General features: G+C 70.4%; 21 protein-coding genes and 1 pseudogene. 15 read left to right on the forward strand and 7 right to left on the reverse strand.

Features of this window, described 5'->3' with window-relative positions; genetic code table 11:
- Nucleotides 1-55 precede the first annotated feature (55 nt).
- Both AB0I54_RS00645 and AB0I54_RS00650 read left to right on the forward strand, forming a co-directional pair.
- Nucleotides 56-1,357 carry a UDP-glucose/GDP-mannose dehydrogenase family protein gene (locus tag AB0I54_RS00645; protein WP_363293661.1) on the forward strand — a complete coding sequence of 434 codons (1,302 nt, stop codon included), beginning with the start codon at nt 56-58 and terminating at the stop codon, nt 1,355-1,357.
- A gap of 3 nt (nt 1,358-1,360) precedes the next feature.
- A complete protein-coding gene (locus AB0I54_RS00650) occupies nt 1,361-2,110 on the forward strand; it encodes a polyprenol monophosphomannose synthase (RefSeq protein ID WP_363293662.1) in 750 nt (249 codons plus the stop codon).
- Between the two features lie 44 nt (nt 2,111-2,154).
- On the opposite strand, the gene AB0I54_RS00655 is transcribed toward AB0I54_RS00650, so the two are convergent.
- Complete coding sequence (locus tag AB0I54_RS00655; RefSeq protein ID WP_363293663.1) at nt 2,155-3,033, reverse strand: hypothetical protein; 879 nt, start codon at nt 3,031-3,033, stop codon at nt 2,155-2,157.
- A 524-nt stretch (nt 3,034-3,557) separates the two neighbouring features.
- On the opposite strand from AB0I54_RS00655, the gene AB0I54_RS00660 reads away from it, so the two are divergent.
- The 4 genes from AB0I54_RS00660 to glmM all read left to right on the forward strand — a co-directional run bounded on the left by AB0I54_RS00660 (nt 3,558) and on the right by glmM (nt 6,821).
- Complete coding sequence (locus tag AB0I54_RS00660) at nt 3,558-3,770, forward strand: hypothetical protein (RefSeq protein WP_363293664.1); 213 nt, start codon at nt 3,558-3,560, stop codon at nt 3,768-3,770.
- Between the two features lie 470 nt (nt 3,771-4,240).
- Nucleotides 4,241-4,684 carry a 50S ribosomal protein L13 gene (gene rplM, locus AB0I54_RS00665; protein ID WP_019329618.1) on the forward strand — a complete coding sequence of 148 codons (444 nt, stop codon included), beginning with the start codon at nt 4,241-4,243 and terminating at the stop codon, nt 4,682-4,684.
- A gap of 42 nt (nt 4,685-4,726) precedes the next feature.
- Nucleotides 4,727-5,239 (forward strand): 30S ribosomal protein S9, encoded by a 513-nt coding sequence (rpsI, locus tag AB0I54_RS00670; RefSeq protein ID WP_103812805.1) that lies wholly within the window; start codon nt 4,727-4,729, stop codon nt 5,237-5,239.
- A gap of 223 nt (nt 5,240-5,462) precedes the next feature.
- Entirely contained in the window at nt 5,463-6,821 is a 1,359-nt protein-coding gene (gene glmM, locus AB0I54_RS00675; RefSeq protein ID WP_363293665.1) for a phosphoglucosamine mutase, read from the forward strand.
- A gap of 71 nt (nt 6,822-6,892) precedes the next feature.
- On the opposite strand, the gene coaA is transcribed toward glmM, so the two are convergent.
- A complete protein-coding gene (gene coaA / locus AB0I54_RS00680; protein ID WP_363294337.1) occupies nt 6,893-7,861 on the reverse strand; it encodes a type I pantothenate kinase in 969 nt (322 codons plus the stop codon).
- Between the two features lie 147 nt (nt 7,862-8,008).
- Nucleotides 8,009-8,668: a hypothetical protein gene (locus AB0I54_RS00685; RefSeq protein WP_363293666.1), complete on the reverse strand. Its 660-nt coding sequence runs from the start codon at nt 8,666-8,668 to the stop codon at nt 8,009-8,011.
- A gap of 647 nt (nt 8,669-9,315) precedes the next feature.
- Here AB0I54_RS00685 and glmS point away from each other — a divergent pair.
- Nucleotides 9,316-11,163: a glutamine--fructose-6-phosphate transaminase (isomerizing) gene (gene glmS / locus AB0I54_RS00690; RefSeq protein WP_363293667.1), complete on the forward strand. Its 1,848-nt coding sequence runs from the start codon at nt 9,316-9,318 to the stop codon at nt 11,161-11,163.
- Between the two features lie 49 nt (nt 11,164-11,212).
- Here the strand turns inward: glmS and AB0I54_RS00695 are convergent, their stop codons facing one another.
- The 3 genes and pseudogenes from AB0I54_RS00695 to AB0I54_RS00705 form a co-directional block, all read right to left on the reverse strand.
- Nucleotides 11,213-12,985 carry an insulinase family protein gene (locus AB0I54_RS00695; protein ID WP_363293668.1) on the reverse strand — a complete coding sequence of 591 codons (1,773 nt, stop codon included), beginning with the start codon at nt 12,983-12,985 and terminating at the stop codon, nt 11,213-11,215.
- Between the two features lie 14 nt (nt 12,986-12,999).
- Nucleotides 13,000-13,968: a hypothetical protein gene (locus AB0I54_RS00700; RefSeq protein ID WP_363293669.1), complete on the reverse strand. Its 969-nt coding sequence runs from the start codon at nt 13,966-13,968 to the stop codon at nt 13,000-13,002.
- A 150-nt stretch (nt 13,969-14,118) separates the two neighbouring features.
- Nucleotides 14,119-14,326 (reverse strand): annotated as a pseudogene (locus tag AB0I54_RS00705) (DUF397 domain-containing protein).
- A gap of 208 nt (nt 14,327-14,534) precedes the next feature.
- On the opposite strand from AB0I54_RS00705, the gene AB0I54_RS00710 reads away from it, so the two are divergent.
- From AB0I54_RS00710 to AB0I54_RS00745, 8 genes are all read left to right on the forward strand, one after another.
- The gene (locus AB0I54_RS00710; RefSeq protein WP_363293670.1) at nt 14,535-15,452 is read left to right on the forward strand and encodes a hypothetical protein; all 918 of its coding nucleotides are present in this window, start codon (nt 14,535-14,537) and stop codon (nt 15,450-15,452) included.
- Nucleotides 15,453-15,507: 55 nt separating this feature from the next.
- The gene (locus AB0I54_RS00715) at nt 15,508-15,879 is read left to right on the forward strand and encodes a holo-ACP synthase (protein ID WP_263211656.1); all 372 of its coding nucleotides are present in this window, start codon (nt 15,508-15,510) and stop codon (nt 15,877-15,879) included.
- 61 nt (nt 15,880-15,940) lie between these two features.
- Nucleotides 15,941-17,371: an NAD(P)H-hydrate dehydratase gene (locus AB0I54_RS00720; RefSeq protein ID WP_363293671.1), complete on the forward strand. Its 1,431-nt coding sequence runs from the start codon at nt 15,941-15,943 to the stop codon at nt 17,369-17,371.
- 155 nt (nt 17,372-17,526) lie between these two features.
- Entirely contained in the window at nt 17,527-18,441 is a 915-nt protein-coding gene (locus AB0I54_RS00725; RefSeq protein WP_363293672.1) for a L,D-transpeptidase family protein, read from the forward strand.
- A 48-nt stretch (nt 18,442-18,489) separates the two neighbouring features.
- A complete protein-coding gene (alr, locus tag AB0I54_RS00730) occupies nt 18,490-19,677 on the forward strand; it encodes an alanine racemase (RefSeq protein WP_363293673.1) in 1,188 nt (395 codons plus the stop codon).
- A gap of 154 nt (nt 19,678-19,831) precedes the next feature.
- Entirely contained in the window at nt 19,832-21,085 is a 1,254-nt protein-coding gene (locus tag AB0I54_RS00735; RefSeq protein WP_363293674.1) for an alpha/beta hydrolase, read from the forward strand.
- Nucleotides 21,048-21,563: a tRNA (adenosine(37)-N6)-threonylcarbamoyltransferase complex ATPase subunit type 1 TsaE gene (tsaE, locus tag AB0I54_RS00740; protein WP_363293675.1), complete on the forward strand. Its 516-nt coding sequence runs from the start codon at nt 21,048-21,050 to the stop codon at nt 21,561-21,563. Before AB0I54_RS00735 ends, tsaE begins: the two co-directional genes overlap by 38 nt.
- A gap of 152 nt (nt 21,564-21,715) precedes the next feature.
- On the forward strand, nt 21,716-21,883 hold the full coding sequence (locus tag AB0I54_RS00745; protein ID WP_363293676.1) for a hypothetical protein: 168 nt from the start codon (nt 21,716-21,718) through the stop codon (nt 21,881-21,883).
- Nucleotides 21,884-21,936: 53 nt separating this feature from the next.
- Here the strand turns inward: AB0I54_RS00745 and AB0I54_RS00750 are convergent, their stop codons facing one another.
- Complete coding sequence (locus AB0I54_RS00750; RefSeq protein ID WP_363293677.1) at nt 21,937-22,494, reverse strand: hypothetical protein; 558 nt, start codon at nt 22,492-22,494, stop codon at nt 21,937-21,939.
- Nucleotides 22,495-22,577 lie beyond the last annotated feature (83 nt).

Consider the following 22,577-nt stretch of genomic DNA (forward strand, 5'->3'; position numbering starts at 1 on the left):
CGAGCGCAAAGACGCAGAGAACAGAGGACACGCAGTAAGAAGGAGGCCGCCCGGTATGCGGCTCACTGTCATCGGCACCGGCTACCTCGGTGCCACCCACGCCGCCTGCATGGCGGAAATCGGCCACGAGGTGCTCGGTGTCGACGTCGACCCCGACAAGGTCGCCGCGCTGCGGGCGGGCCGGGTGCCCTTCCACGAGCCGGGGCTGCCCGAGCTGATCGCGAAGCACACGGCGAGCGGCCGGCTCCGCTTCACCACCTCCTACGAGGAGGCCGGGGCCTTCGGCGAGGTGCACTTCGTCTGCGTCGGCACCCCGCAGCTCAAGGGCTCCGAGGGCGCGGACCTGACCTATGTGGACGCGGCCTTCGCGGCGATCGCGGAGCACGCGGCGCCGGACGCCCTGCTGGTCGGCAAGTCGACAGTGCCGGTGGGCACGGCGGGGCGGCTGGCGGCGGCGTACGACGTCGAGGTCGCCTGGAATCCGGAGTTCCTGCGGGAGGGCTTCGCGATCGAGGACACGCTGCGACCGGACCGCCTGGTGTTCGGCGTGGGGTCGAGGCGTGCCGAAACGATTCTGCGAACTGTCTACCAGCCCGTCCTCGCCGCCGGGACCCCGGCCGTGACCGCCGACTTCCCGACCGCCGAGCTGGTGAAGACGGCCGCGAACGCCTTCCTCGCGACGAAGATCTCCTTCATCAACGCGATGGCGGAGGTCTGCGAGGCGGCGGGCGGCGACGTCACCAAGCTCTCCGAGGCGCTCGGGTACGACGACCGGATCGGTCGCCGCTTCCTGCGCTCCGGCATCGGCTTCGGCGGCGGCTGCCTGCCCAAGGACATCCGCGCCTTCGCCCACCGCGCCGACGAACTCGGCGTCTCGCTGGCCTTCCTGCGCGAGGTCGACGCGATCAACATGCGGCGCCGCGACCGGGTGGTGGAACTCGCCCGTGAGCTGTGCGGCGGAGACGTACTGGGCGCACGGATCACCGTCCTGGGCGCGGCCTTCAAGCCCGACTCGGACGACATCCGCGACTCGCCCGCGCTGAACGTGGCGGCCCGGCTCGGGCTCGACGGGGCCGACGTCACGGTGTACGACCCGGCGGCGATGGACAACGCCCGCAAGGCGTTCCCGCTGCTCGGGTACGCGGTGTCGGCCGAGGAGGCGCTGCGCGGGGCCGACCTGGTCCTGCATCTGACCGAGTGGCCGCAGTTCCGGTCGATCGACCCGGAGCGGGCCCGGTCGCTGGTGCGCCGTCCGCGGATCGTGGACGGCAGGGGAGGGCTCGACGCGGACCGCTGGACCGCGGCGGGCTGGCGGTTCTCGGCGCTGGGTAGACCCGCGCCGAATGGGGAGGGATAAGAAATGGACGAGTCGTACCGGGACGCTCGGGTCACCGTGGTGATGCCGACGTACAACGAGGCGGCGAACCTGCCGCGGATGGCCGAGGCGGTGCTGGGACTGCCGCTGGACGCCCTCCATCTGAAGATCGTCGACGACTCCAGCCCGGACGGCACGGGCCGGATCGCCGAGGAGCTGGCGGAGAAGCACAACGCCGACGGCCGGCACCGGATGAGCGTGCTGCACCGGACCGAGAAGGACGGGCTGGGGCGGGCCTACACGGCCGGCATGAGCGCCGCGCTGGAGGAGGGAGCCGAGTACGTCGTCCAGATGGACGCCGACGGCAGCCATCCCGTGGAGGCGGTGCTGCGGATGCTGGAGGCGGCGTTGACGTCCGGGGCGGGCCTGGTCGTGGGCAGCCGCTACGTCGAAGGCGGCTCACTCGACGAGGACTGGGGCGCCCACCGCGTCCTGCTCTCCCGCTTCGCCAACGCCTACGCCCGCGCCGTGCTCGGCACGCGCATCCATGACATCACGGCGGGCTTCAACCTGTGGTCGGCGCGGACCCTGCGGGACGTGGACCTGTCCTCCCTGGACAGCGCGGGCTACAGCTTCCAGGTCGAGCTCAAGTACAAGGCCGTACGGGCCGGACACAGCGCCGTCGAGATCCCGATCCGCTTCGCGGAGCGGACCGAGGGCGTCTCGAAGATGACCCTGCGGACGCAGCTGGAGTCGGCGGTGGTGCCGATCCGGCTGCGCCTGAAGAAGAAGTAGCCGGGGCCGGGACCGTCCGGGGCCGGGGCTATCCGGGGCAGGGGCTATCCGTTGGCGGCGGCCGAGGCCTGGGCCTCACCGCGCCGGCGGATCTGCCGGAAGGTGAACTCGGCCAGGTCGTCGCCGGTGCTGAAGACCTTCGTGTCCTTGGTCGTCACGTCCTTGCCGCTCGTGAAGCCGGCGATGGTGAAGTAGGCGTAGCGGCCGTAGGCGTTGGTCGTCGAGCGGCAGATCGCCGAGTCGCAGAAGGCCTTGATGCCCTTGCCTGCGAGCGACTTCACGATGCTCTGCTTGTCGGCCTGGCCCTTGGCCTTGGTGGCCTCGGCCTCGGTGTCGAAGACGGCGACGCCGACGGTCACCGCGACACCGTCCTTGACGTAGCTGACGCGCAGCAGGCGGGTGCAGCCGTTGCCGGTGAGGATCTTGGGGAGGGTGCCCTGCGCGGCCGAGGCGCAGTTCTTGGTGTCGGCCGTGGGGCCCTTCTTGTAGACCGTCTCACCCATGGTCAGCTGGGTGCCCGGGAAGAGGGTCTCGGCGCTGAGCGGTGCCGTGTCCTTCTTGGCGCTGGATATGAAGTCCTTGGGGTCCAGCGGCGGCGGGGCGCTGGTGGGCTCGAAGGACGGCGCCGGGGCCGACGAGTCGCTGGGTATGGAGGCGCTCGCGGGCAGGTTGGTCGGCTGGCCCGAGGCGTTGTTGTCGCCGTTCGCCGACACCACGGCCATGGCGACGGCCGCGCCGATCGCCAAGGTGGCTATCGCACCGCCGCCGATGAACAGCACTCTGCGCCGCTTGTTCCGCGTTTCCGAGGCCTCGGCGAGCGCGGCCCAGTCCGGGGTCTGGTCGGCGCCGCTGTTCCAGCGCTGCTGAGACTGCGGTTTCCAGGGATCCCACTGGGACTGGGGTCCCCCCTGCCCATAACTCATGGGGCGCATCTTAGACGGGGGACCGGGGGTGCAGGTGTGCCTCTACGAGAGGCGATAGTGGACCTATCAACGCAGGGCAACACATCTCACCCAGCCGCTTGAGGGGGTCGATTCCGCTTCGTGGGGGAGGGGGGAAGCGGGCGCCTCGGGGCAGACCGGGCGGGGGATGGGACGTCGGGTTGTGGGGGTGTTACGGGGAGTGGCGGCGACGGTGGGGCACGAAAATTTCGGGGGACGTGGGGCGGCGGGGGCCGCGAGGAGTGCCGACGAGGGGTGAGGGGTGGCGGGCGGAGGGAGGAGCGGCGGGAGTGGCGGGGGCCGCGAGGGGCGGCGAGGAGTTGCGGAGCGGAGTGATGACCTGCGAGGAGCGGCGGGGCGGAGCGAAAGGTGCCGGCGAGCACGGCACCGGACCCCGGGCGGCGCGGCCAAGGCCCGCACCGGGGCCGCGTGCTCGCCCTGCGTCGGCCAGCGGGTCTCGTCGAGCCGGTGCATGGGCGCGGCGGCGATCTCGACCAGGGCGCCTGATGGAACCCGGAACCCGTACAAGGCGCCCGCATGACGTCACGCCGGTCCTCCGCCTCGACCAGCTGCGTGACGCGCACGAGGTGACGTACCCGATCGTCGAGCTGCTGGTGCCCGGTTGCGAGGAGTTCGCGGTGGACGCCGACGCCGTCTCCATCGAGACCCCGCGCGCCTCGCGGCCGAGCGGGCCACGTACGGCAGCGCCGCTCCGCTGACGGCCGACATCCCACCCGCCCCGTCGGCCCCCCCGGCCCCCGTCACTCCCTCGCGTCGGCCCCACCGGACCCGCGTCCTGCGCCGAGTGGAAGGATTGGGTCAGTCGAATTCCCGCAATCCACCGTTTTGCCGGGCTTCCGCGTGGCCCAGACCTTCCGATCCCCGCAGCCGGGTGCCCTCCGAGGGCGCCCGGGGGGAGTGCCCGGAACGCGGCTTACACTGGTTGCTCGAACGGCGGAGCCCGCCGCGGCGGACCCGTTTTGACCCGGGTGCCGCGCCCCGGGTATTCTGCCTGTTCGTTGTGTATTGGCTTGGCTCTTCTCACGGACCCGGCCCTTACACCGGTCCACCGGGCCGATGACCAGCGACCAGCACGCGGTTTGCGTCACCGCAGTGCGGTCAGGGCTGTCGTGATCGTCTTCGGTGACCTTGTCAGGACCATTCACTGAAGAAGCGAAGGCTACGAACCGTGCGTACGTACAGCCCCAAGCCCGGCGATGTGACGCGCCAGTGGCACGTCATTGACGCTCAGGACGTCGTCCTGGGCCGTCTCGCCACCACCGCAGCGACCCTCCTCCGGGGCAAGCACAAGCCGATCTACGCCCCCCACGTCGACGCTGGTGACTTCGTCATCATCATCAACGCCGACAAGGTGCACCTCTCCGGCAACAAGCGGACCCAGAAGATGGCGTACCGCCACTCCGGCTACCCGGGTGGTCTGCGCTCCGTCCGCTACGACGAGCTGCTGGACAAGAACCCCGAGAAGGCCATCGAGAAGGCCGTCAAGGGCATGCTCCCCAAGAACTCGCTGGGCCGTCAGATGCTCTCGAAGCTGAAGGTCTACAAGGGTGACCAGCACCCGCACGGCGCGCAGCAGCCGCAGCCGTTCGAGATCACCCAGGTCGCGCAGTAAGTCCGGCCACCCCCTAAGACTGAAGAGAATCTGAGGAGAATCGTGGCCGAGACCACTGCCGAGCAGCCGCTCGAAGAGCTTGACATCGACAGCTACACCACCGAGTCCGAGGTGCCGGTGGAGGGTGAGTACACCTCCGAGTCCCTCGCCTCGCGCTTCGGTGAGCCCCAGCCGGCTGCCGGCCTGGGTCGTCGCAAGAACGCCATCGCCCGTGTCCGGATCGTCCCGGGCACCGGCAAGTGGAAGATCAACGGTCGCACCCTTGAGGACTACTTCCCGAACAAGGTGCACCAGCAGGAAGTCAACGAGCCCTTCAAGGTGCTCGAGCTCGAAGGTCGTTACGACGTCATCGCCCGCATCGCGGGTGGCGGTGTCTCCGGCCAGGCCGGTGCGCTCCGTCTCGGTGTCGCCCGTGCGCTGAACGAGGCCGACGTCGACAACAACCGCGGCCCGCTCAAGAAGGCCGGCTTCCTCAAGCGCGACGACCGTGCGGTCGAGCGCAAGAAGGCCGGTCTGAAGAAGGCCCGCAAGGCCCCGCAGTACAGCAAGCGCTAATCTTCGCTGCCTGCTCGTACTCCGAACGCCCCGGCGGCACGCCACAGTGCCGCCGGGGCGTTCGTTTATCACACAGACTTGGGTCTAATGGCACAAGACGCTCAATGGATTGTGTGATCGGATGTTCAGGCATGGAATGCCTGGGATGCGGAGCCGCACCGACCCGGCATCGAACCATCGAGTGCCTACGGCTTCGGAAACTGATGCTTCCTCAGGAGGACAAGTGGGACGACTCTTCGGCACGGACGGCGTGCGCGGCGTCGCCAACGCGGACCTGACGGCCGAGATGGCGCTCGGTCTGTCCGTCGCGGCGGCGCACGTGCTGGCCGAGGCGGGCACGTTCGAGGGCCACAGGCCGAAGGCGGTGGTCGGACGGGACCCGCGCGCGTCCGGGGAGTTCCTGGAAGCCGCCATGGTCGCGGGTCTGGCGAGCGCGGGCGTGGACGTGCTGCGCGTCGGCGTGCTCCCGACGCCCGCGGTGGCGTACCTCACGGGCGCGCTCGGCGCCGACCTCGGTGTCATGCTCTCCGCCAGCCACAACGCCATGCCCGACAACGGGATCAAGTTCTTCGCCCGCGGCGGCCACAAGCTCGCCGACGAGCTGGAGGACAAGATCGAGTCCGTCTACGAGTCCCACCGGCACGGTGAGCCCTGGGAGCGGCCGACCGGCGCGGGCGTCGGGCGGGTGCGCTCGTACGACGAGGGCTTCGAGCAGTACGTCGCCCACCTCCTCGGCGTACTCCCCAACCGTCTCGACGGGCTGAAGATCGTCCTCGACGAGGCGCACGGCGCGGCCTCCGGTGTCTCGCCCGAGGCCTTCGCGCGGGCCGGTGCCGAGGTCGTCACCATCGGTGCCGAGCCGGACGGCCTCAACATCAACGCCGGCTGCGGCTCCACTCACCTCGGCAAGCTCAAGGCCGCCGTCGTCGAGCACGGCGCCGACCTCGGCATCGCGCACGACGGCGACGCCGACCGGTGCCTCGCCGTGGACCACACCGGCGAGGAGGTGGACGGCGACCAGATCCTGGCCGTGCTCGCGCTGGCGATGCGGGAGCGTTCCGCACTGCGCTCCGACACCGTCGTCGCGACCGTGATGTCGAATCTGGGCTTCAAGCTGGCCATGGAGCGCGAGGGCATCCACCTCGTGCAGACCGCCGTCGGTGACCGCTACGTCCTGGAGGAGATGAAGGAGCACGACTTCGCCCTCGGCGGCGAGCAGTCGGGCCACGTCATCATCCTCGACCACGCCACCACCGGCGACGGCACGCTGACCGGCCTGCTGCTGGCGGCGCGGGCCGCGCAGACCGGTCGTACGCTGCGGGACCTCGCGTCGGTCATGCAACGGCTGCCGCAGGTGCTCATCAACGTCCCGGACGTCGACAGGGCGCGCGTCGGCACCTCCGCCGACCTGGCGGCCGCGATCGCCGAGGCCGAGCACGAACTCGGCGCCACCGGGCGGGTGCTGCTGCGCCCGTCGGGCACGGAGCCGCTGGTACGCGTGATGGTGGAGGCCGCCGACATCGAACAGGCCCAGTCGGTCGCGGGGCGCCTGGCGGACGCGGTGAAGTCGGCGCTGGGATAGCCCGCAGTATCGGCCGGCCGGCGGCGCGGGAGTCGCGTGAGCGGATCCCGCGCCGCTCCCGTGTCACGCGTCTACAGCTTGCGCAGCCGCAGGCGCTGCACCTTGTGGTCCTGGCCCTTGCGGAGGATCAGGGTGGCGCGGCCGCGGGTGGGAGCGATGTTCTCCACCAGGTTCGGCTTGTTGATCATCCGCCACTGCGTACGGGCGTAGTCGAGGGCCTCCTCCTCGGACACCTGCGTGTACTTGCGGAAGTACGAGTCCGGCTTCTGGAAGGCCGTCTGGCGCAGCTTCTTGAAGCGGTTGAGGTACCAGCGCTCGACGTCGTCGGCGTTCGCGTCGACGTACACGCTGAAGTCGAAGTAGTCGGCGAGGCCGACGCGGGTGCGGCCGTCCTTGCCGGGGAGGGCGGGCTGCAGGACGTTCAGCCCCTCGACGATCAGGATGTCGGGCCGGCGTACGACGAGCTTCTCGCCCGGGACGATGTCGTAGATGAGGTGGGAGTAGACGGGGGCGGTGACCTCGTCCTTGCCCGCCTTGATGTCGGCGACGAACCGGGTCAGCGCCCGGCGGTCGTAGGACTCGGGGAATCCCTTCCGCGACATCAGCCCGCGGGCCTTGAGCTCCTCGGTCGGCAGCAGGAAGCCGTCGGTCGTGACCCGCTCCACGTGCGGGTGCTCGGGCCAGCGGGACAGGAGGGCCTGGAGCAGACGGGCCACGGTCGACTTGCCGCACGCCACGGATCCGGCGATCCCTATCACGAAGGGCGTGCCGGACTGGGAGCCCTGCTCGCCCAGGAACGTGTTCAGGGCACTTCTGAGCCCGTCCGTGGCGCCGACGTAGAGGTTGAGAAGGCGGGAGAGCGGGAGGTAGATGTCACGCACCTCGTCGAGGTCGATGACATCGCCGAGGCCACGCAGCTTCTCGACCTCTTCAGCGGTGAGCGGCAGCGGAGTCTTGTCGCGCAGCGCGCTCCACTCGGTACGGGTGAGGTCGACGTAGGGAGTCGCCTCCGGCTTGGACCGGTGGGCGCTCCGGGGCATCGAGGAGACCGGTGAGATCACAGTCCATTGTTAACGGAGTTTGAACGGGGGTGCGGGTGGGGTGCGTCACGTGGCGGGGTGGCTCACGTACGGAGAAACCCCGCCAAGGACTACCTGGCGGGGTTCGACCTCATCGATCTGCCGGGATCACTCTTCGTTCAAGGCGGCTCGCAGGTAGGCGATCAGATCACCGGTCGGCACCTCGACCCAGCCGGCCCCTGGCACCCCTACGCGCATGACCTCATAGAGTTCCCCGTTCACCTCGTCCACCAGAACCTGACGGCTCGTTCCGTCCATCGCATCCACACGCAGGCGGACGGCACCGTGCGAGATGGTCGGGAACATGTTCCGCAGTACCTCATCCGCACGGAGGCGGCGCAGGAGGTTCCATTGGTTCCGATTGAAGTCGGACGACAGGAGTTCGGTCCACTGCGAGGAGGTGGGCTCTCCGCGTTCGAGCGCCCCGACGAATTCGTCGAGCTCCAAGAACCCGAATCTCTCCGCCAGCTCGTCGAACGGTATGCCTTCCCGCCATGCGGCGAGCGCTTCCACAAGCAGTCCAAGGTCGCCCGTGGAGCCGATCTCCCAGTCGAACCCGGGAATGCCGACACTCAACCGGAAGAGGCGTTCCTCGGTCGCAGGATCGACCGACAGGAAACCCCTCGCCGTTTGGATGCTGACGACGTCGACGGCCCACGGCGCCTGCCCGGTGTCGCATCCGCGCAGCTGTGCTGCCTCTCGCATGGCTGGTCCAAGGCCACCCGAAGCGGTCACGTCCGGGTACAGGTCTTTCCGGTTGGTGTCCATGTTCGTCGGATTCCTCAGCAGTGGCGGCAGTAGTTGAATTTGACCCCGTCTACGGGGTCAAGCTTCCCCAGCAGCCGGAACCACGGTCTGGGGCGCAAGGAAGCATCCCTTTCTGCCTTCAGAGGGGGGTGTGCCGGAAGAGCGGCCGAAGGGTCAGGGCAGTGGCGTGGTCCTGATGAGAGTTCAGAGACTCAGGCGGCCGGATGACTTGACGCGTGCGTACGGCCCGTACGACGGCATGGCGATGCAACCTCTCCCCGTGAGCGACGGCGTTCCCCCGGTCGCTGACTGATGTGCGCGGATGCGGAATGGTCAGGTTCCGTCACGCAAGCGGCCACCTTACGTAGGTGCAACGCCGGTCGTACAGGTGTTTGCGCCGCGTGGAGGGGTGCTGGCGCGAAAGCTTCTACCGCTCGGTAACTTGCGGTTCAAGTCGCCGAGTTCCCCTCTTCAAGGGGATTCCGTGTGTTTCCTGTGCCTGCCTGGGGGCTGGGGGTGTGGATCTCGTGAACAAAGATGGCTGAATTTCGGCCCCGAGTGAGCGAGTGCACCCACTCGCCGGAAGCGGTCGTACGACGGTGGGAATTTCCGATTTCGGGCACGCGGCGGCTACTTTCACACCGGTGTCGGCCCATAGGCTGCGGCACATGTGCGGAATCGTGGGATACGTGGGGTCGCAGTCGGCGCTCGATGTCGTGATGGCCGGGCTGAAAAGGCTTGAATACCGGGGGTACGACTCGGGGGGCGTCGCCGTGCTGGCGGACGGCGGTCTTGCCACCGCGAAGAAGGCGGGGAAGCTGGTCAATCTGGAGAAGGAACTGGTCGAGCGGCCCCTGCCGGGTGGTACGACCGGTATCGGGCACACCCGTTGGGCCACGCACGGCGGTCCGACCGACGCCAATGCCCACCCGCATCTCGACAACGCGGGCCGGGTCGCGGTCGTGCACAACGGGATCATCGAGAACTTCGCGCTGCTGCGGGCCGAACTGGCCGAGCGCGGGCATGAGCTGGCCTCCGAGACGGACACCGAGGTGGTCGCCCATCTGCTCGCCGAGGAGTTCTCCGTGACCTCCGACCTCGCGGAGGCGATGCGGCTGGTGTGCCGGCGGCTGGAGGGCGCGTTCACGCTGGTCGCGGCGCATGCCGACGCACCGGACGTGGTCGTCGGCGCGCGGCGGAACTCCCCGCTGGTGGTGGGCGTTGGAGAGGGCGAGGCCTTTCTCGCCTCGGACGTCGCCGCGTTCATCGACCACACGCGGTCGGCGGTCGAGCTGGGCCAGGACCAGGTGGTGGAGCTGCGCCGGGACGGCGTGACGGTGACCGGCTTCGACGGCCGTCCGGCGGAGGTGCGCTCCTATCACATCGACTGGGACGCGTCGGCAGCGGAAAAGGGGGGTTATGACTACTTCATGCTCAAGGAGATCGCCGAGCAGCCCAAGGCGGTCGCCGATACGCTCCTGGGCCGCATCGACGCGGCCGGCTCGCTGACCCTGGACGAGGTCCGCATCAGCGCCGCCGAACTGCGCGAGGTGGACAAGGTCGTCATCGTCGCGTGCGGTACGGCCTTCCACGCGGGGATGATCGCCAAGTACGCCATCGAGCACTGGACGCGCATCCCGTGCGAGGTGGAGCTGGCCAGCGAGTTCCGCTACCGGGACCCGATCCTCGACTCACGCAGCCTGGTCATCGCCATCTCGCAGTCCGGCGAGACCATGGACACCCTGATGGCCCTGAGGCACGCCCGCGAACAGGGCTCCAAGGTGCTGGCGATCTGCAACACCAACGGCTCGACGATCCCGCGCGAGTCGGACGCGGTGCTCTACACGCACGCCGGGCCGGAGGTCGCCGTCGCCTCGACCAAGGCGTTCCTGACCCAGCTGGTGGCCTGCTACCTGGTCGCGCTGTACCTCGGCCAGGTGCGGGGCACCAAGTGGGGCGACGAGATCGGCGCCGTGATCCGGGACCTGTCGAAGATCTCCTGCGAGGTCGAGCGGGTCCTGGAGACCATGGAGCCGGTACGCGCGCTGGCCCGCACGCTCGCCACCAAGAACACGGTGCTCTTCCTGGGGCGGCACGTGGGCTACCCGGTAGCCCTGGAGGGTGCCCTCAAGCTCAAGGAACTCGCCTATATGCACGCCGAGGGCTTCGCGGCCGGCGAGCTGAAGCACGGGCCGATCGCGCTGATCGAGGAGGACCTCCCGGTGGTGGTCGTCGTCCCCTCACCCCGCGGCCGGTCCGTCCTCCACGACAAGATCGTCTCCAACATCCAGGAGATCCGCGCCCGGGGCGCGCGCACGATCGTGATCGCGGAGGAGGGCGACGAGGCGGTGGTCCCGTACGCGGACCACTTGATCCGGATCCCGGCCACGCCGACGTTGCTCCAACCGCTGGTGGCCACGGTCCCGTTGCAGGTCTTCGCGTGCGAGTTGGCCACCGCCCGGGGGAACGAGGTGGATCAACCGCGGAACCTGGCGAAGTCGGTGACGGTGGAGTAGCGGGCGGTGCCGCCCCGGCCCGGACGTCGGGGGCCGGGGCGGTCCCGGGTCAGCTGCGGTCGGCCTTGGCGCTGAGGTACGCCCCGCGGGTGAGTCTGATCATCAGGACGGCCGGCAGGATCCCGCGGGCGAGGTAGATCCAGGCCTGGTGGGCCGAGTCGGACGCCTGGACGACGGCGATCAGGAAGCCCAGGCCGAACACCACCTCCGCCGCCACCAGGAGGCGGAACCAGACGGGCAGCTGCCGAAGGCTCGGGGACACCGCCTCGCCGGCGTCCTCGGCCCCGGTCTGCGGTACGGGAGTCTCCCGCTCGCGCGGTCGCGGGATCCCTTCCGGGTCACGGGCCGGCAGGGGGACGACCGCGGCGGCAGGAACGGCCGCGTCCAGCGCCGCGATCCGCTCGGCCGTGACGTCCCGGAACAGGGTCGGCTCGACGGTCACACGGAAGCCGTCGAGTCCGGTCAGGACGCGCGCACCGTCGGGGCGGGTCGTCATCGCGGCGCAGGCGTCGTACCGCACGGTGACCGGACCGCCCGGCACCAGCAGACTCACCCCCTCGGCTCCGATGACCAGCGTGACGTCGTCGTTCTCCAGCGACGGATGCAGGGTGCCGGTGACCGCGGACGACGAGTACTTCGGGGCGGGTGCGAAGCCCGCCCAGTCGGCGCCCCGGGCGGGCACCTGGAACAGTCCGCTGTCCCACGCCTCGCGGGCGACCTCGCGCAGGTCGGCCACCGTGACCGCCCGAAACTCGGTCTTGTGCTGCTCGGGGGAGAGGATCCGGTGGCCGAGCAGCACGTTGAGCGCGTACGACGGCAGCAGGGTGGCGCCGAGGTCGGGAGCGTCGTACCGCTTGAGCGACTTGTTGCGTGCGGAGTTCAGTTCGGCCTGGTCGATGCGGCCCGCGCGCATCCGGGCGAGCGTGTCGACGAAGGCGCCGACCACCGCGTCCTGCTTCTTTGGCAACGCGTCGGCGTATGCGGTGAGGGTGGCGAAGTCGGCATCGCGGGGGGTGTAGCCGGCCTCCGCCTTGTACGAGAAGCCGCCCTCCTGGCGCAGGTCCTTGAACAGGGCGCGGCCCAGGACGTCGGCGAAGACGATGGCCGCGGTGGTGCGGCGGAGTACGGCGTCGAAGACGACGAGGCCCTCCTCGCCATGGATGTGGGCGGGGGTGACGGGAAGGGCGCCGGACGCGGTGGGCACCGGGATGCGGCTGCCGTTGGGCAGGGTGAGGTCCAGGCCGTCGGGCACCTGATTACCGGTGATCCACAGCACCGCGTTGTCGCTGGTGAAGCGGGTCTCGGCCCAGTGCCGTACCTGATCGGCCGTCAGGCTCCAGGCGCCGAGTTCGTCGTAACTGGACAGACCGTAGTCCTGTGCGCCGTAACGCCACAGTGGCATCCGGTGGTTGACACCGTTCGCCCGGCCGGCGGCCTCCGTGCGGAGGATCTCCTTCTCCGTCTCCAGGCGGTCCATCGGCAGTTCGCGCAGGGCGGAGCAGACGTCGTTGAGGTACGTGACGACCTCGTCCTCGCCGCCGGTGACGTGGAAGAGGGTGTAGGTGTTCGCCGTGGCGCCGTTGTGGTGCACCTCGGACATGCCGAGGCGGTGCAGGGCGAGGTGTTCGACGAGGTGGGTGACGCCGGACGTGGCCAGGGTCTCGTCGGCGCGGCCCACGCGGAAGAGGAGACCGGCGGTGATGTCGCCGGGGCGCGGGGCGTGCAGGACGGGGATACCCTGCACGATGGTGTGACCGATCAGGCCGTCGAGGGCGGCGAGGTCCGTGGCATCGCGTCTCACGGTCGCGTCGTGCGTGGTCATCCGTCCGTCTCCCCTCAGAGCGTGGCCAGCGCGGCCGTGCGGTACTTCACGAACCGGTTCTTCCAGTCGTCCAGGTACCGCCACAAGGACTCGGCGGCGGTGTTGCCCAGGGCGACGAAGTGCGGGGCGGCGTCCTTGAGATGACCACCGAGCGAGAAGGCCAGGGCGAAGGTGCTGTGCCCGGTGACCGAGGGCCAGCCCGGCCGATGGTCCGGGTGCAGCACGGACGCCTGGGCCGCATGGCGGAGTTCATTTCGGACCGACACATTCCGCATGTACTCCGTGCCCGCGACGTCGGACAGATCCAGCCCGTGCTCGACATGGGCCTCGGCGACCAGTACCCCGGCGAGCGAGCCGTCCGGCGCGGCGCTCACGCACTCCTGGGCGAACCCGTGCACGGCCTCCCAGGAGCCGCCCCACTTGGGGCACAACTGCTGCAGCAACTGCGATTGTGCGCGGAACTGGTGCGGATGGTGGGCCGACAGCCGGTCGTAACGGCGCCGGGCCTCGGACTGCCCCAGCTGGAGGCCGCGAGCGGTCAGCAGCCGGGCGGTCCAGGCGGGGGCGTACGTGGGCTGCTCCGCACACACCTCGATCAGCCGCTGCTCGGCCTTGCGCAGCCAGGCGTGGAACTGCTCGAACTGGTCCCGCGAGACGTGTTCGGCGCTTGCGCGGCTCCGGATCGTCCAGCCGATGTGGATGTACCGCTCGGCGAGCAGCGTCCGCGGCAACGGGTCACCGGGCAGGGCGTCCGCGGCCTCCTCCAGGTACCCCTCGATCCCGTCGATGCCGGCGAGGGCCCCGGCGGCGAAGGAGACGTCGTCGATGGGCCCGAGACCGCCGAAGAAGTCCTGGGTGGCTGCCCAGTCACCGTCCTGGGCGGCGACGCGCAGCGGGGCGAGCCCGGGCAGCGCGTCGAACGGATCGAACACCGGGTCTTGGTCGCTGCCGATGGCACTGCTGGTACTGCTGGCACTGCTCAAGCGTCCGCCCCCCTAGGCGTTTCGGATGCGCTTGGACTGCGGGGCGCGTCCACTGGTCGGGCGGCGCGCGATGTGACCCGCGAGAGTGCCCGAATGGGCACATGTGATCGAGCCTCGGCAGGCTAGCAGGGAGCTGCGACGCGAGGGGACTCAGATTCGGGGGTGACGCCGTTCGGGAGCGAGGCCGTTTTTGAGGGCTTCCATGAAGGGGGCGAAGGCTCCGGTCGGGAAGGTGAGGATTGCCCTGGCCGGGGCCTTTGTGTCGCGGACGGCTACGTGGGTTGGGGGAGTTGGCGATCTCCACGCAGTTGTTGCCGTCGTCGGGGCCTGAGTAGGACGACTTCCGACAGTTGTCCATGGGGCGTCGCGAACGACCGTTTCTAGTTTGGGGAGGGGCCACCGACATAGGCCATGGGGCTGGCAGCCGATGGGGAGAGGCGGGAACAGGGGCAAGGTCGTGTGGTGCGAACTGACCGCGGCGGCCTGAACGTTTTTGCCCCACTCGCAAGAGTGAACGCCCCCGATCTTCCGGACAACCCATCCCTTGATCAACCTAGGTTGCGCACATGGTCACATCAGCGCATGAGGGCATGCACCGCATCTTCCAGGAGCGGCCCGAGATCCTGACTCCTGTATTCGGGCTGCTGGGCATCCCGTTATCCGCGAAGGCGACCGTGGACGCCGTCACCACGGATGTGACGGAGGCCCGGCCGCTGGAGCGACGCGTGGACACCGTGTTGTGCGTCGGTCCGTCCGACGGCGAGGACTTCCTGCTCGCCATCGAGTCGCAGTCGGGCAAAGACGAGGGCAAGGCGTCGAGTTGGGCGTACTACGTCGCCTATCTCCAGGCGAAGTACCGCCTGCCCGTGCTGCTTCTCGTGGTCTGCCAGGACAGGTCCACGGCCAAGTGGGCGATCGGTCCCTTCGACTGCGGTACGCGCGACTGGACGGCTCAGCGGACGTTTCCACTGGTTGCCGGGCCGGACAACCTGCCGAAGATCACCGACGTCAGGACCGCGGCGAAGAACCCCGCACTGGCGGTGCTCTCCGTCCTGGCACACGCCCGCAGCACCGACTGTGAGGCCATACTGAGGGCAATCACAGCCGCTCTGCAGGAGATGCGGGAAACGGACCCCGAGACCGCCGACTACTTCTACGACTTCCTGGAAATCAGCCTGGGTAACGCCCCGGCCGGACAGAAACTGAGGGAAATCATGTCGTTCGTCAGCTACTTTCCGGGCCGGGGAACGGTCCGTGAAACCGCCTACGTGGAAGGCAAGACCGAGGGCGAGGCCAAGGGCATCCTGTCCGTGCTGGAGGTGCGTGGCATCCCTGTATCGGACAGCGTGCGCGAGCGCATCACCACCTGCACCGATCTCGACCGCATGGACGCCTGGCTGGAGCGTTCCCGCACGGTCGAGCGGGCCGAGGATCTGTTCGCCGAGGACCCGGACGTCCCGGAAACCAATCCCGAACAGGCCTGAGCACGTCACCGGGGAGCCGGGCCCGCGGTCGCCGTGCGGATCGTAGAGTGCCCGAATGAGCATCATCGGGGTTGGTATCGACGTGGCCGAGATCGACCGGTTCCGGGCGTCGCTGGACCGTACGCCCGGGCTGGCCGATCGGCTCTTCGTGGAGAGCGAGTTGTATCTGCCCAGCGGTGAGCGGCGCGGCATCGCCTCGCTCGCGGCGCGGTTCGCGGCGAAGGAGGCGCTGGCCAAGGCCCTCGGGGCGCCGCCGGGGCTGCACTGGACGGACGCCGAGGTGTATGTCGAGGACAGCGGGCGGCCGCGGCTGCGGGTGAGGGGGACCGTGGCGGCGCGCGCCGGCGAGCTGGGCGTGCAGTCGTGGCACGTGTCGCTGAGTCATGACGCCGGGGTGGCGTCGGCGGTGGTGGTCGCGGAGGGGTAGCCCTTGGGGTAGGGGTAGGGCCAGTACCGGTCCTGCCGCACAACCGAGGGAGACTCACGGCATGCGTACCGCTTACAGCGTCGAGACGGTCAGGGCTGCCGAGCGGGAGCTGATGGCCCGGCTCCCCGAGGGCGCCCTCATGCAACGCGCCGCCGCCGGACTGGCCGCCGCCTGTGCCGACTTGCTAGGGCGGGTGTACGGCAGCCGGGTCGTGCTGCTGGTGGGGAGCGGGGACAACGGGGGCGATGCCCTGTACGCCGGGGCCCGGCTCGCGCGCCGCGGGGCCGGGGTGACCGCCGTACTGCTCGCCCCCGACCGCACCCATCCCGGCGGGCTCGCGGCTCTCCGCAGAGCGGGTGGTACGGCCGTCCGGGCCGATGTCGGCGAGGGGCTCGTCGAGCGGGCCGATCTTGTCGTCGACGGGATCGTCGGGATCGGTGGCAAGGGCGGGTTGCGGCCGGACGCGGCCGCGCTCGCCGCCGCGGCCGAGCGGTCCCGGGCCGCCGTCGTCGCCGTCGATCTGCCCAGTGGCGTCGAGGCGGACACCGGGGAAGTGCGCGGCGCCGCCGTCCGGGCCGATCTGACGGTGACCTTCGGGACGCACAAGCCGGGGCTGCTCATCGATCCGGCGCGGGAGCACGCCGGGTCCGTACGGCTCGTGGACATCGGTCTCGAACTGCCCGCCGAGGCCGAGTTGGAGGCGTTGCAGCACGCGGACCTGGCCCGGCTGCTGCCGGTGCCCGCCGTGGAGAGCGACAAGTACCGGCGGGGTGTCGTCGGGATCGCCGCGGGGTCCGCGCGGTATCCGGGGGCGGCCGTGCTCGCCGTCGCCGGGGCGTTGCGGGGCGGGGCGGGAGCCGTACGGTACGTCGGCCCGGCCGGGGACGCGGTGATCGCCCGCTTCCCCGAGACGCTGGTCTCCGACCGAGGACCCCACAAGGCGGGGCGGGTGCAGGCCTGGGTCGTCGGGCCGGGGGCCGGGGACGACGCGGCGACGGTGGCGGAGGTGCTGGGGGAGGACGTGCCCGTACTGGTCGACGCGGACGGGCTGCGGCTGGCGGACCGGGGCGCGGTGCGCGGACGTACGGCGCCGACGCTGATGACACCGCATGCGGGGGAGGCCGCGGCGCTGCTCGGCGTCTCGCGGGAGGAGGTCGAGGCGGGGCGGCTGGCGGCGGTGCGGGAGCTGGCCTCGCGGTACGGCGCGACCGTGCTGCTGAAGGGGTCGACGACCGTCGTGGCGGACGCGGGCGGCGGCGCCGTACGGGTGAACGCGACCGGGACGTCCTGGCTTGCTACGGCCGGGAGCGGGGACGTGCTGTCGGGGCTGGCGGGTTCGCTGCTCGCGGCCGGGCTCTCGGCCCTGGACGCGGGGAGCGCGGCGGCGTATCTGCACGGACTGGCCGGGCGGTACGCGGCGGACGGGGCGCCGGCGGGAGCGCATGACGTGGCGGAGGCGATTCCGGAGGCCTGGAGGGACGTTCGGGACTGAGAGGCCCGGCTGGGCGTCCAGGACCGAGAGGCCCGGCTGGGCGTCCAGGTCCGAGAGGCCCGGAAGGACGTCCGGGACTGACGGGGGTCCACCCGTCGGGTGACCTGACCGCGCGGCTCCCCGGATCGGAAGCGGGGACAGGTTTGTCTGATCGCATGATCTGCAGACGAACCGAGCTCGGCAGGCGAATCAGACACCGGGGCATCGCCGTGCTGCTCGCGGCGGCCACCGCTCTCCCCGTCGCCGGCACCGCCGCGGCCGTCCCCTCCGGAGCCCCGGCGCCGGGCGGCCCGGAGACCGAGTTGGTGCCCGGTGTGGCGCCGGGGCCGTCGCAGCCCTGGCAGATCGACACGCCCGACCAGATGCTGCCGCCGAAGGTGTACCGGCCCACCAAGAGGGAGGACTCGGTCGAGCCGGAGGACGCGGCGAAGGGGGCGTACGACCTCATCGAGTACGTCCCCTTGGGCGATGCGGTCGCCAGGGTGAGTTGCAGCAAGCAGGCCGGGCCCTATCAGCGCCAGGTCGAGCGGTGGCTGAAGCGCAAGGTGGACGGCAAGCAGTCCGCGGCGGACTGCAAGGCTATCCGGGCCTTTCAGAAGAAGTACAAGATCAAGCCCGCGATCGGCTTCGCGGGACCCGTCACCTGGTCCCGGATGATGCTCATTTCTGCACGTAAGAACCCAAATTCGGCCAAGAAGTGCCCGGTACGGACGTATCGGGTCGCCTGCGTCGACCTCAGCCGGCAGCTGACCTGGGTGCAGAAGGGCAGCAAGGTCGTCTTCGGACCGGTGCCCATGCGCAGCGGGCGGGCCGGGGCCCGGACCAGGAGCGGCTGGCACAAGGTCTACTGGAAGCACAAGAACCACTGGTCGACGCTCTACAACCAGCCCATGCCCTATGCCCAGTTCTTCGACGGCGGACAGGCCTTCCACGCCGTCTACGGCAGCATCTACACCACCGTCGGCTCCTGGGGCTGTGTCAATCTCACGCTCCCCGACGCCCGCAAGCTGTGGGACGTGCTGAAGAAGGGCGACCGGGTGTACGTGTGGGGCCGTCGACCGGGCACATAGGGCCTGCGAGCCGGGGCCGTCACAGGCCTCTGAGACACTGGGGGCGCGATGAGTAAGACAGCACCTGCACCGACCGCGCCCCTGCGCGCCCGCGCCGAGATCGACCTGGCCGCCCTGCGGGCCAACGTGCGGACCCTGCGTGCCCTCGCGCCGGGCGCGGCCCTGATGGCCGTCGTCAAGTCCGACGCGTACGGCCACGGGGCGGTGCGCTGTGCCCGTGCGGCGGTCGAGGCGGGCGCGACCTGGGTCGGCACGGCCACGCCCGGGGAGGCGCTCGCGCTGCGCGCCGAGGCCGGGCTGCCGCCGCAGGTGCGCGTCATGTGCTGGCTGTGGACCCCGGGCGGGCCCTGGCGCGAGGCCATCGAGGCGGACCTGGACGTGTCCCTCAGCGGCATGTGGGCCCTGCGGGAGGTCACCGAGGCGGCCCGCGCCGCCGGTGCGCCCGCGCGCGTGCAGCTCAAGGCCGACACCGGCCTCGGGCGCAACGGCTGCCAACCCGGCGCGGACTGGACCGAACTGGTCGGCGCGGCCCTGGGCGCCGAGCGCGAGGGGCTCGTCCGGATCACCGGGCTGTGGTCCCACTTCGCCTGCGCGGACGAGCCGGGCCATCCCTCCATCGCCGCCCAGCTCACCCTGTTCCGGGAGATGCTGGCGTACGCCGAGGAGCAGGGCGTCCGCCCCGAGGTGCGGCACATCGCCAACTCCCCGGCCACGCTCACCCTTCCCGAGACCCACTTCGACCTCGTGCGCACCGGGATCGCCCTGTACGGCGTCTCGCCCAGCCCCGAGATCGGCACCCCCGCCGACTTCGGCCTGCGCCCGGTGATGACGCTGTCGGCGTCGCTGGCGCTGGTGAAGCACGTTCCCGGGGGTCACGGCGTCAGTTACGGGCATCACTACATCACCCCGGGCGAGACCACCCTCGGTCTGGTGCCCGTCGGTTACGCGGACGGCATCCCACGGCACGCCTCCGGGACCGGCCCGGTCCTGGTCGGCGGGAAGTGGCGCACGGTCGCGGGCCGGGTCGCGATGGACCAGTTCGTGGTCGATCTGGGCGGGGACGAGCCCGAGGTCGGCTCCGAGGCGGTCCTCTTCGGGCCCGGCGACCGCGGCGAACCCACCGCCGAGGACTGGGCACAGGCCTCGGGCACGATCGCGTACGAGATCGTCACGCGGATCGGAACGCGGGTTCCTCGCGTCTATGTGAACGAGGAACCAGGCGGGCAGGACGGGTAACCCGCACGGGGGGCCGGTACCGGTGCCGCACCGGATACAGCTGTAACAGCGGTGCCCACCCCCAGCACCTGCAACACCCGCAACATCTGTACGGCAACTGCTACACCCGCATCACCCACCCAGCGAACTGCAGTACGGCGAAGAGGAGCGGTACGTGAGCGAGAGCAGTGCGGAGGCCGTCGCGGAAGCCGCTGCGGCGGCCGTCGCCTCCGCCACGGGGGCGGCCGGGAGCTGGCGCAGGGCGACCGGCATCGCCGGTACCGCGATAGGTGTGCTCGCCGCGGGCGCGGCCGCCGGTGTCGCGATCGAGCGGATGACCGTGGGCCGCGGGATGCGCAGGAGGGCCCGGCTGGCACTGGACTCGACGGGGCCCTACGGCGCGCTGCGCGGCACCCCGGGCAAGGCGATCGCGGACGACGGCACCGAGCTGTACTACGAGGTCGACGACGTCGAGCCGGAGGGCGGATCGGCGCCCCGGCGGCGCCGGCTCTTCGGCCGCAAGGCGCCCGCCCCGGTCACCGTGGTCTTCAGCCACGGCTACTGCCTCAGCCAGGACTCCTGGCACTTCCAGCGGGCGGCGCTGCGCGGTGTCGTACGGACCGTGCACTGGGACCAGCGCAGCCACGGACGGTCCGGGCGGGGCCTGGCCCAGAGCCGGGACGAGGCGCCGGTCACCATCGACCAGCTCGGCCGCGACCTCAAGGCCGTCATCGACGCGGCCGTGCCCGACGGACCGATCGTGCTGGTCGGTCACTCCATGGGCGGCATGACGGTGATGGCGCTGGCCGCCCAGTACCCGGAGCTGATCCGCGACCGGGTCGTGGCCACCGCCCTGGTCGGCACGTCGTCCGGGCGGCTCGGCGAGGTCAACTTCGGGCTGCCGCTCGCCGGTGTGAACGCGGTGCGCCGGGTGCTGCCCGGAGTGCTGAAGGCGCTCGGCACGCAGGCCGCGCTGGTGGAGAAGGGGCGCCGGGCCACGGCCGATCTGTTCGCCGGGGTCATCAAGCGGTACTCGTTCGCGTCCCGGGACGTCGACCCGGCGATCGAACGGTTCGCCGAGCGGATGATCGAGTCCACGCCGATCGACGTGGTCGCCGAGTTCTACCCGGCCTTCACCGACCACGACAAGACCGAGGCCCTGGCCCGGTTCGCGGACATGCCGGTCCTGGTGCTGGCCGGGGTCCAGGACCTCGTCACGCCCAGTGAGCACAGCGAGGTCATCGCCGATCTGCTGCCGGACGCCGAGCTGGTCCTCGTCCCGGACGCCGGGCATCTGGTCATGCTGGAGCACCCGGAAGTGGTCACCGACCGGCTCGCCGACCTGCTCACCCGCGCGGGTGCCGTGCCCGCAGGGGCTACCGTAAGTGGCTATGGAAGCAGCACCAGCAGCGCCGCACGACCCGGCTGAGACCGAGCTGATCATCAACGCTCCCGAGCAGATGCGGGAGTTGGGCCGTCGCCTGGCCAAGCTGCTGCGCTCGGGCGATCTCGTGATGCTCAGCGGTGAGCTCGGCGCGGGCAAGACGACGCTCACCCGTGGGCTCGGTGAGGGGCTCGGTGTGCGGGGCGCGGTCACCTCACCGACCTTCGTGATCGCCCGGGTGCACCCGTCCCTGGGTGACGGACCGCCGCTCGTCCATGTCGACGCGTACCGGCTTGCGGGCGGTCTGGACGAGATGGAGGACCTGGACCTCGATGTCTCGCTGCCCGAGTCGGTGATCGTCGTGGAGTGGGGCGAGGGCAAGGTCGAGGAGCTGACCGACGACCGGCTGCAGGTGGTGATCCACCGGGCCGTCGGTGACACCACGGACGAGGTACGGCAGGTGACGCTCACCGGGCTCGGCGAGCGGTGGGCGGACGTGGACCTCTCGGTGCTGTCGGCCTGAGAGGTCCCCGCTGTCGGCCTGAGAGGTCCCCGGAGATTCCGACAAGCCGTCGGCAAGATATTGCGCCGGACGTCCCGGGCGTGGTCACATGGTATCCAGTCAGTGGTTAGGTCTACCTAACTACGCCCGCCCCCGCTCGTCAGGAGGCGTCCATGTCCGCTTCTCAGCCCGGGGCTCAGCCCCCGCCCCATCCGCCCGCCGGGGTGTCCATGCGCGATCTGCTGGCCTCGTGCGTGGCTGCGGACGCGGTCTCCAAGCCGCCGCGCGAGCCCGAGCCGCACGCGCCGAAGCCGGCGCGGGAAGAGCGCGCGGCCGCTTAGGACGGTTACTTACGGGTCGTACGGCTACCGGGGCGGACCGACCGACCCTACGGCTAACGGATCACGACGACCTGGACCCCGATCGTCGCGAACTTCCACATCTCGTTCCCGTCCGCGCGCCGCTCCCGGATGCCGCCCGTCCTCACGGTCGTGTCGGGGTCCGCTGCGGAGGGGTCCACGGCGGCGCTGAAGCCGATGACCACGTCGTCCACGCTGGTGAAACGCACGACGTGCTCGACGGGGATGCCGTCGGTGCCGGTGACCGCACGCGAGCGGGACATCACCGCGTACGAGCCCGGGAGCGGGTCGACGCTGCCCGGGGTCACCTTGAAGGTGCGGCGCACCTTGCCGTTCTCGCCGACCAGCCACACCCGGTCGTCGTCCACCGAGTACACGACACGTTCACCCGTGCCCGAGCCGCCGGGAAGGGCGGTGGGGTGCTTGGTGTCCCGGGGCGCCTTCGTGGCGGCCGTCGCGGGCGAGGCGCTCGACGAGGGCCTGTCGCCCAGACCGGCCGGGACGGTGGCCGATGCCTGGTAGGCGAGGAATCCGACCGTCCCGACGGCCGCCGCGGTGAGCCCGGCCACGATTCCCGCGCTGGTCCCTGCCACGTGCACCCACCTCTGCCTCGCGTCATATGTCGTACTTCGTCCAGACGGTAGCAGTCGGTGACCGCGTCACCGGGGCGGCCGTG

The sequence above is a fragment of the Streptomyces sp. NPDC050625 genome, from assembly GCF_040654755.1.
Taxonomy (GTDB): Bacteria; Actinomycetota; Actinomycetes; order Streptomycetales; family Streptomycetaceae; genus Streptomyces.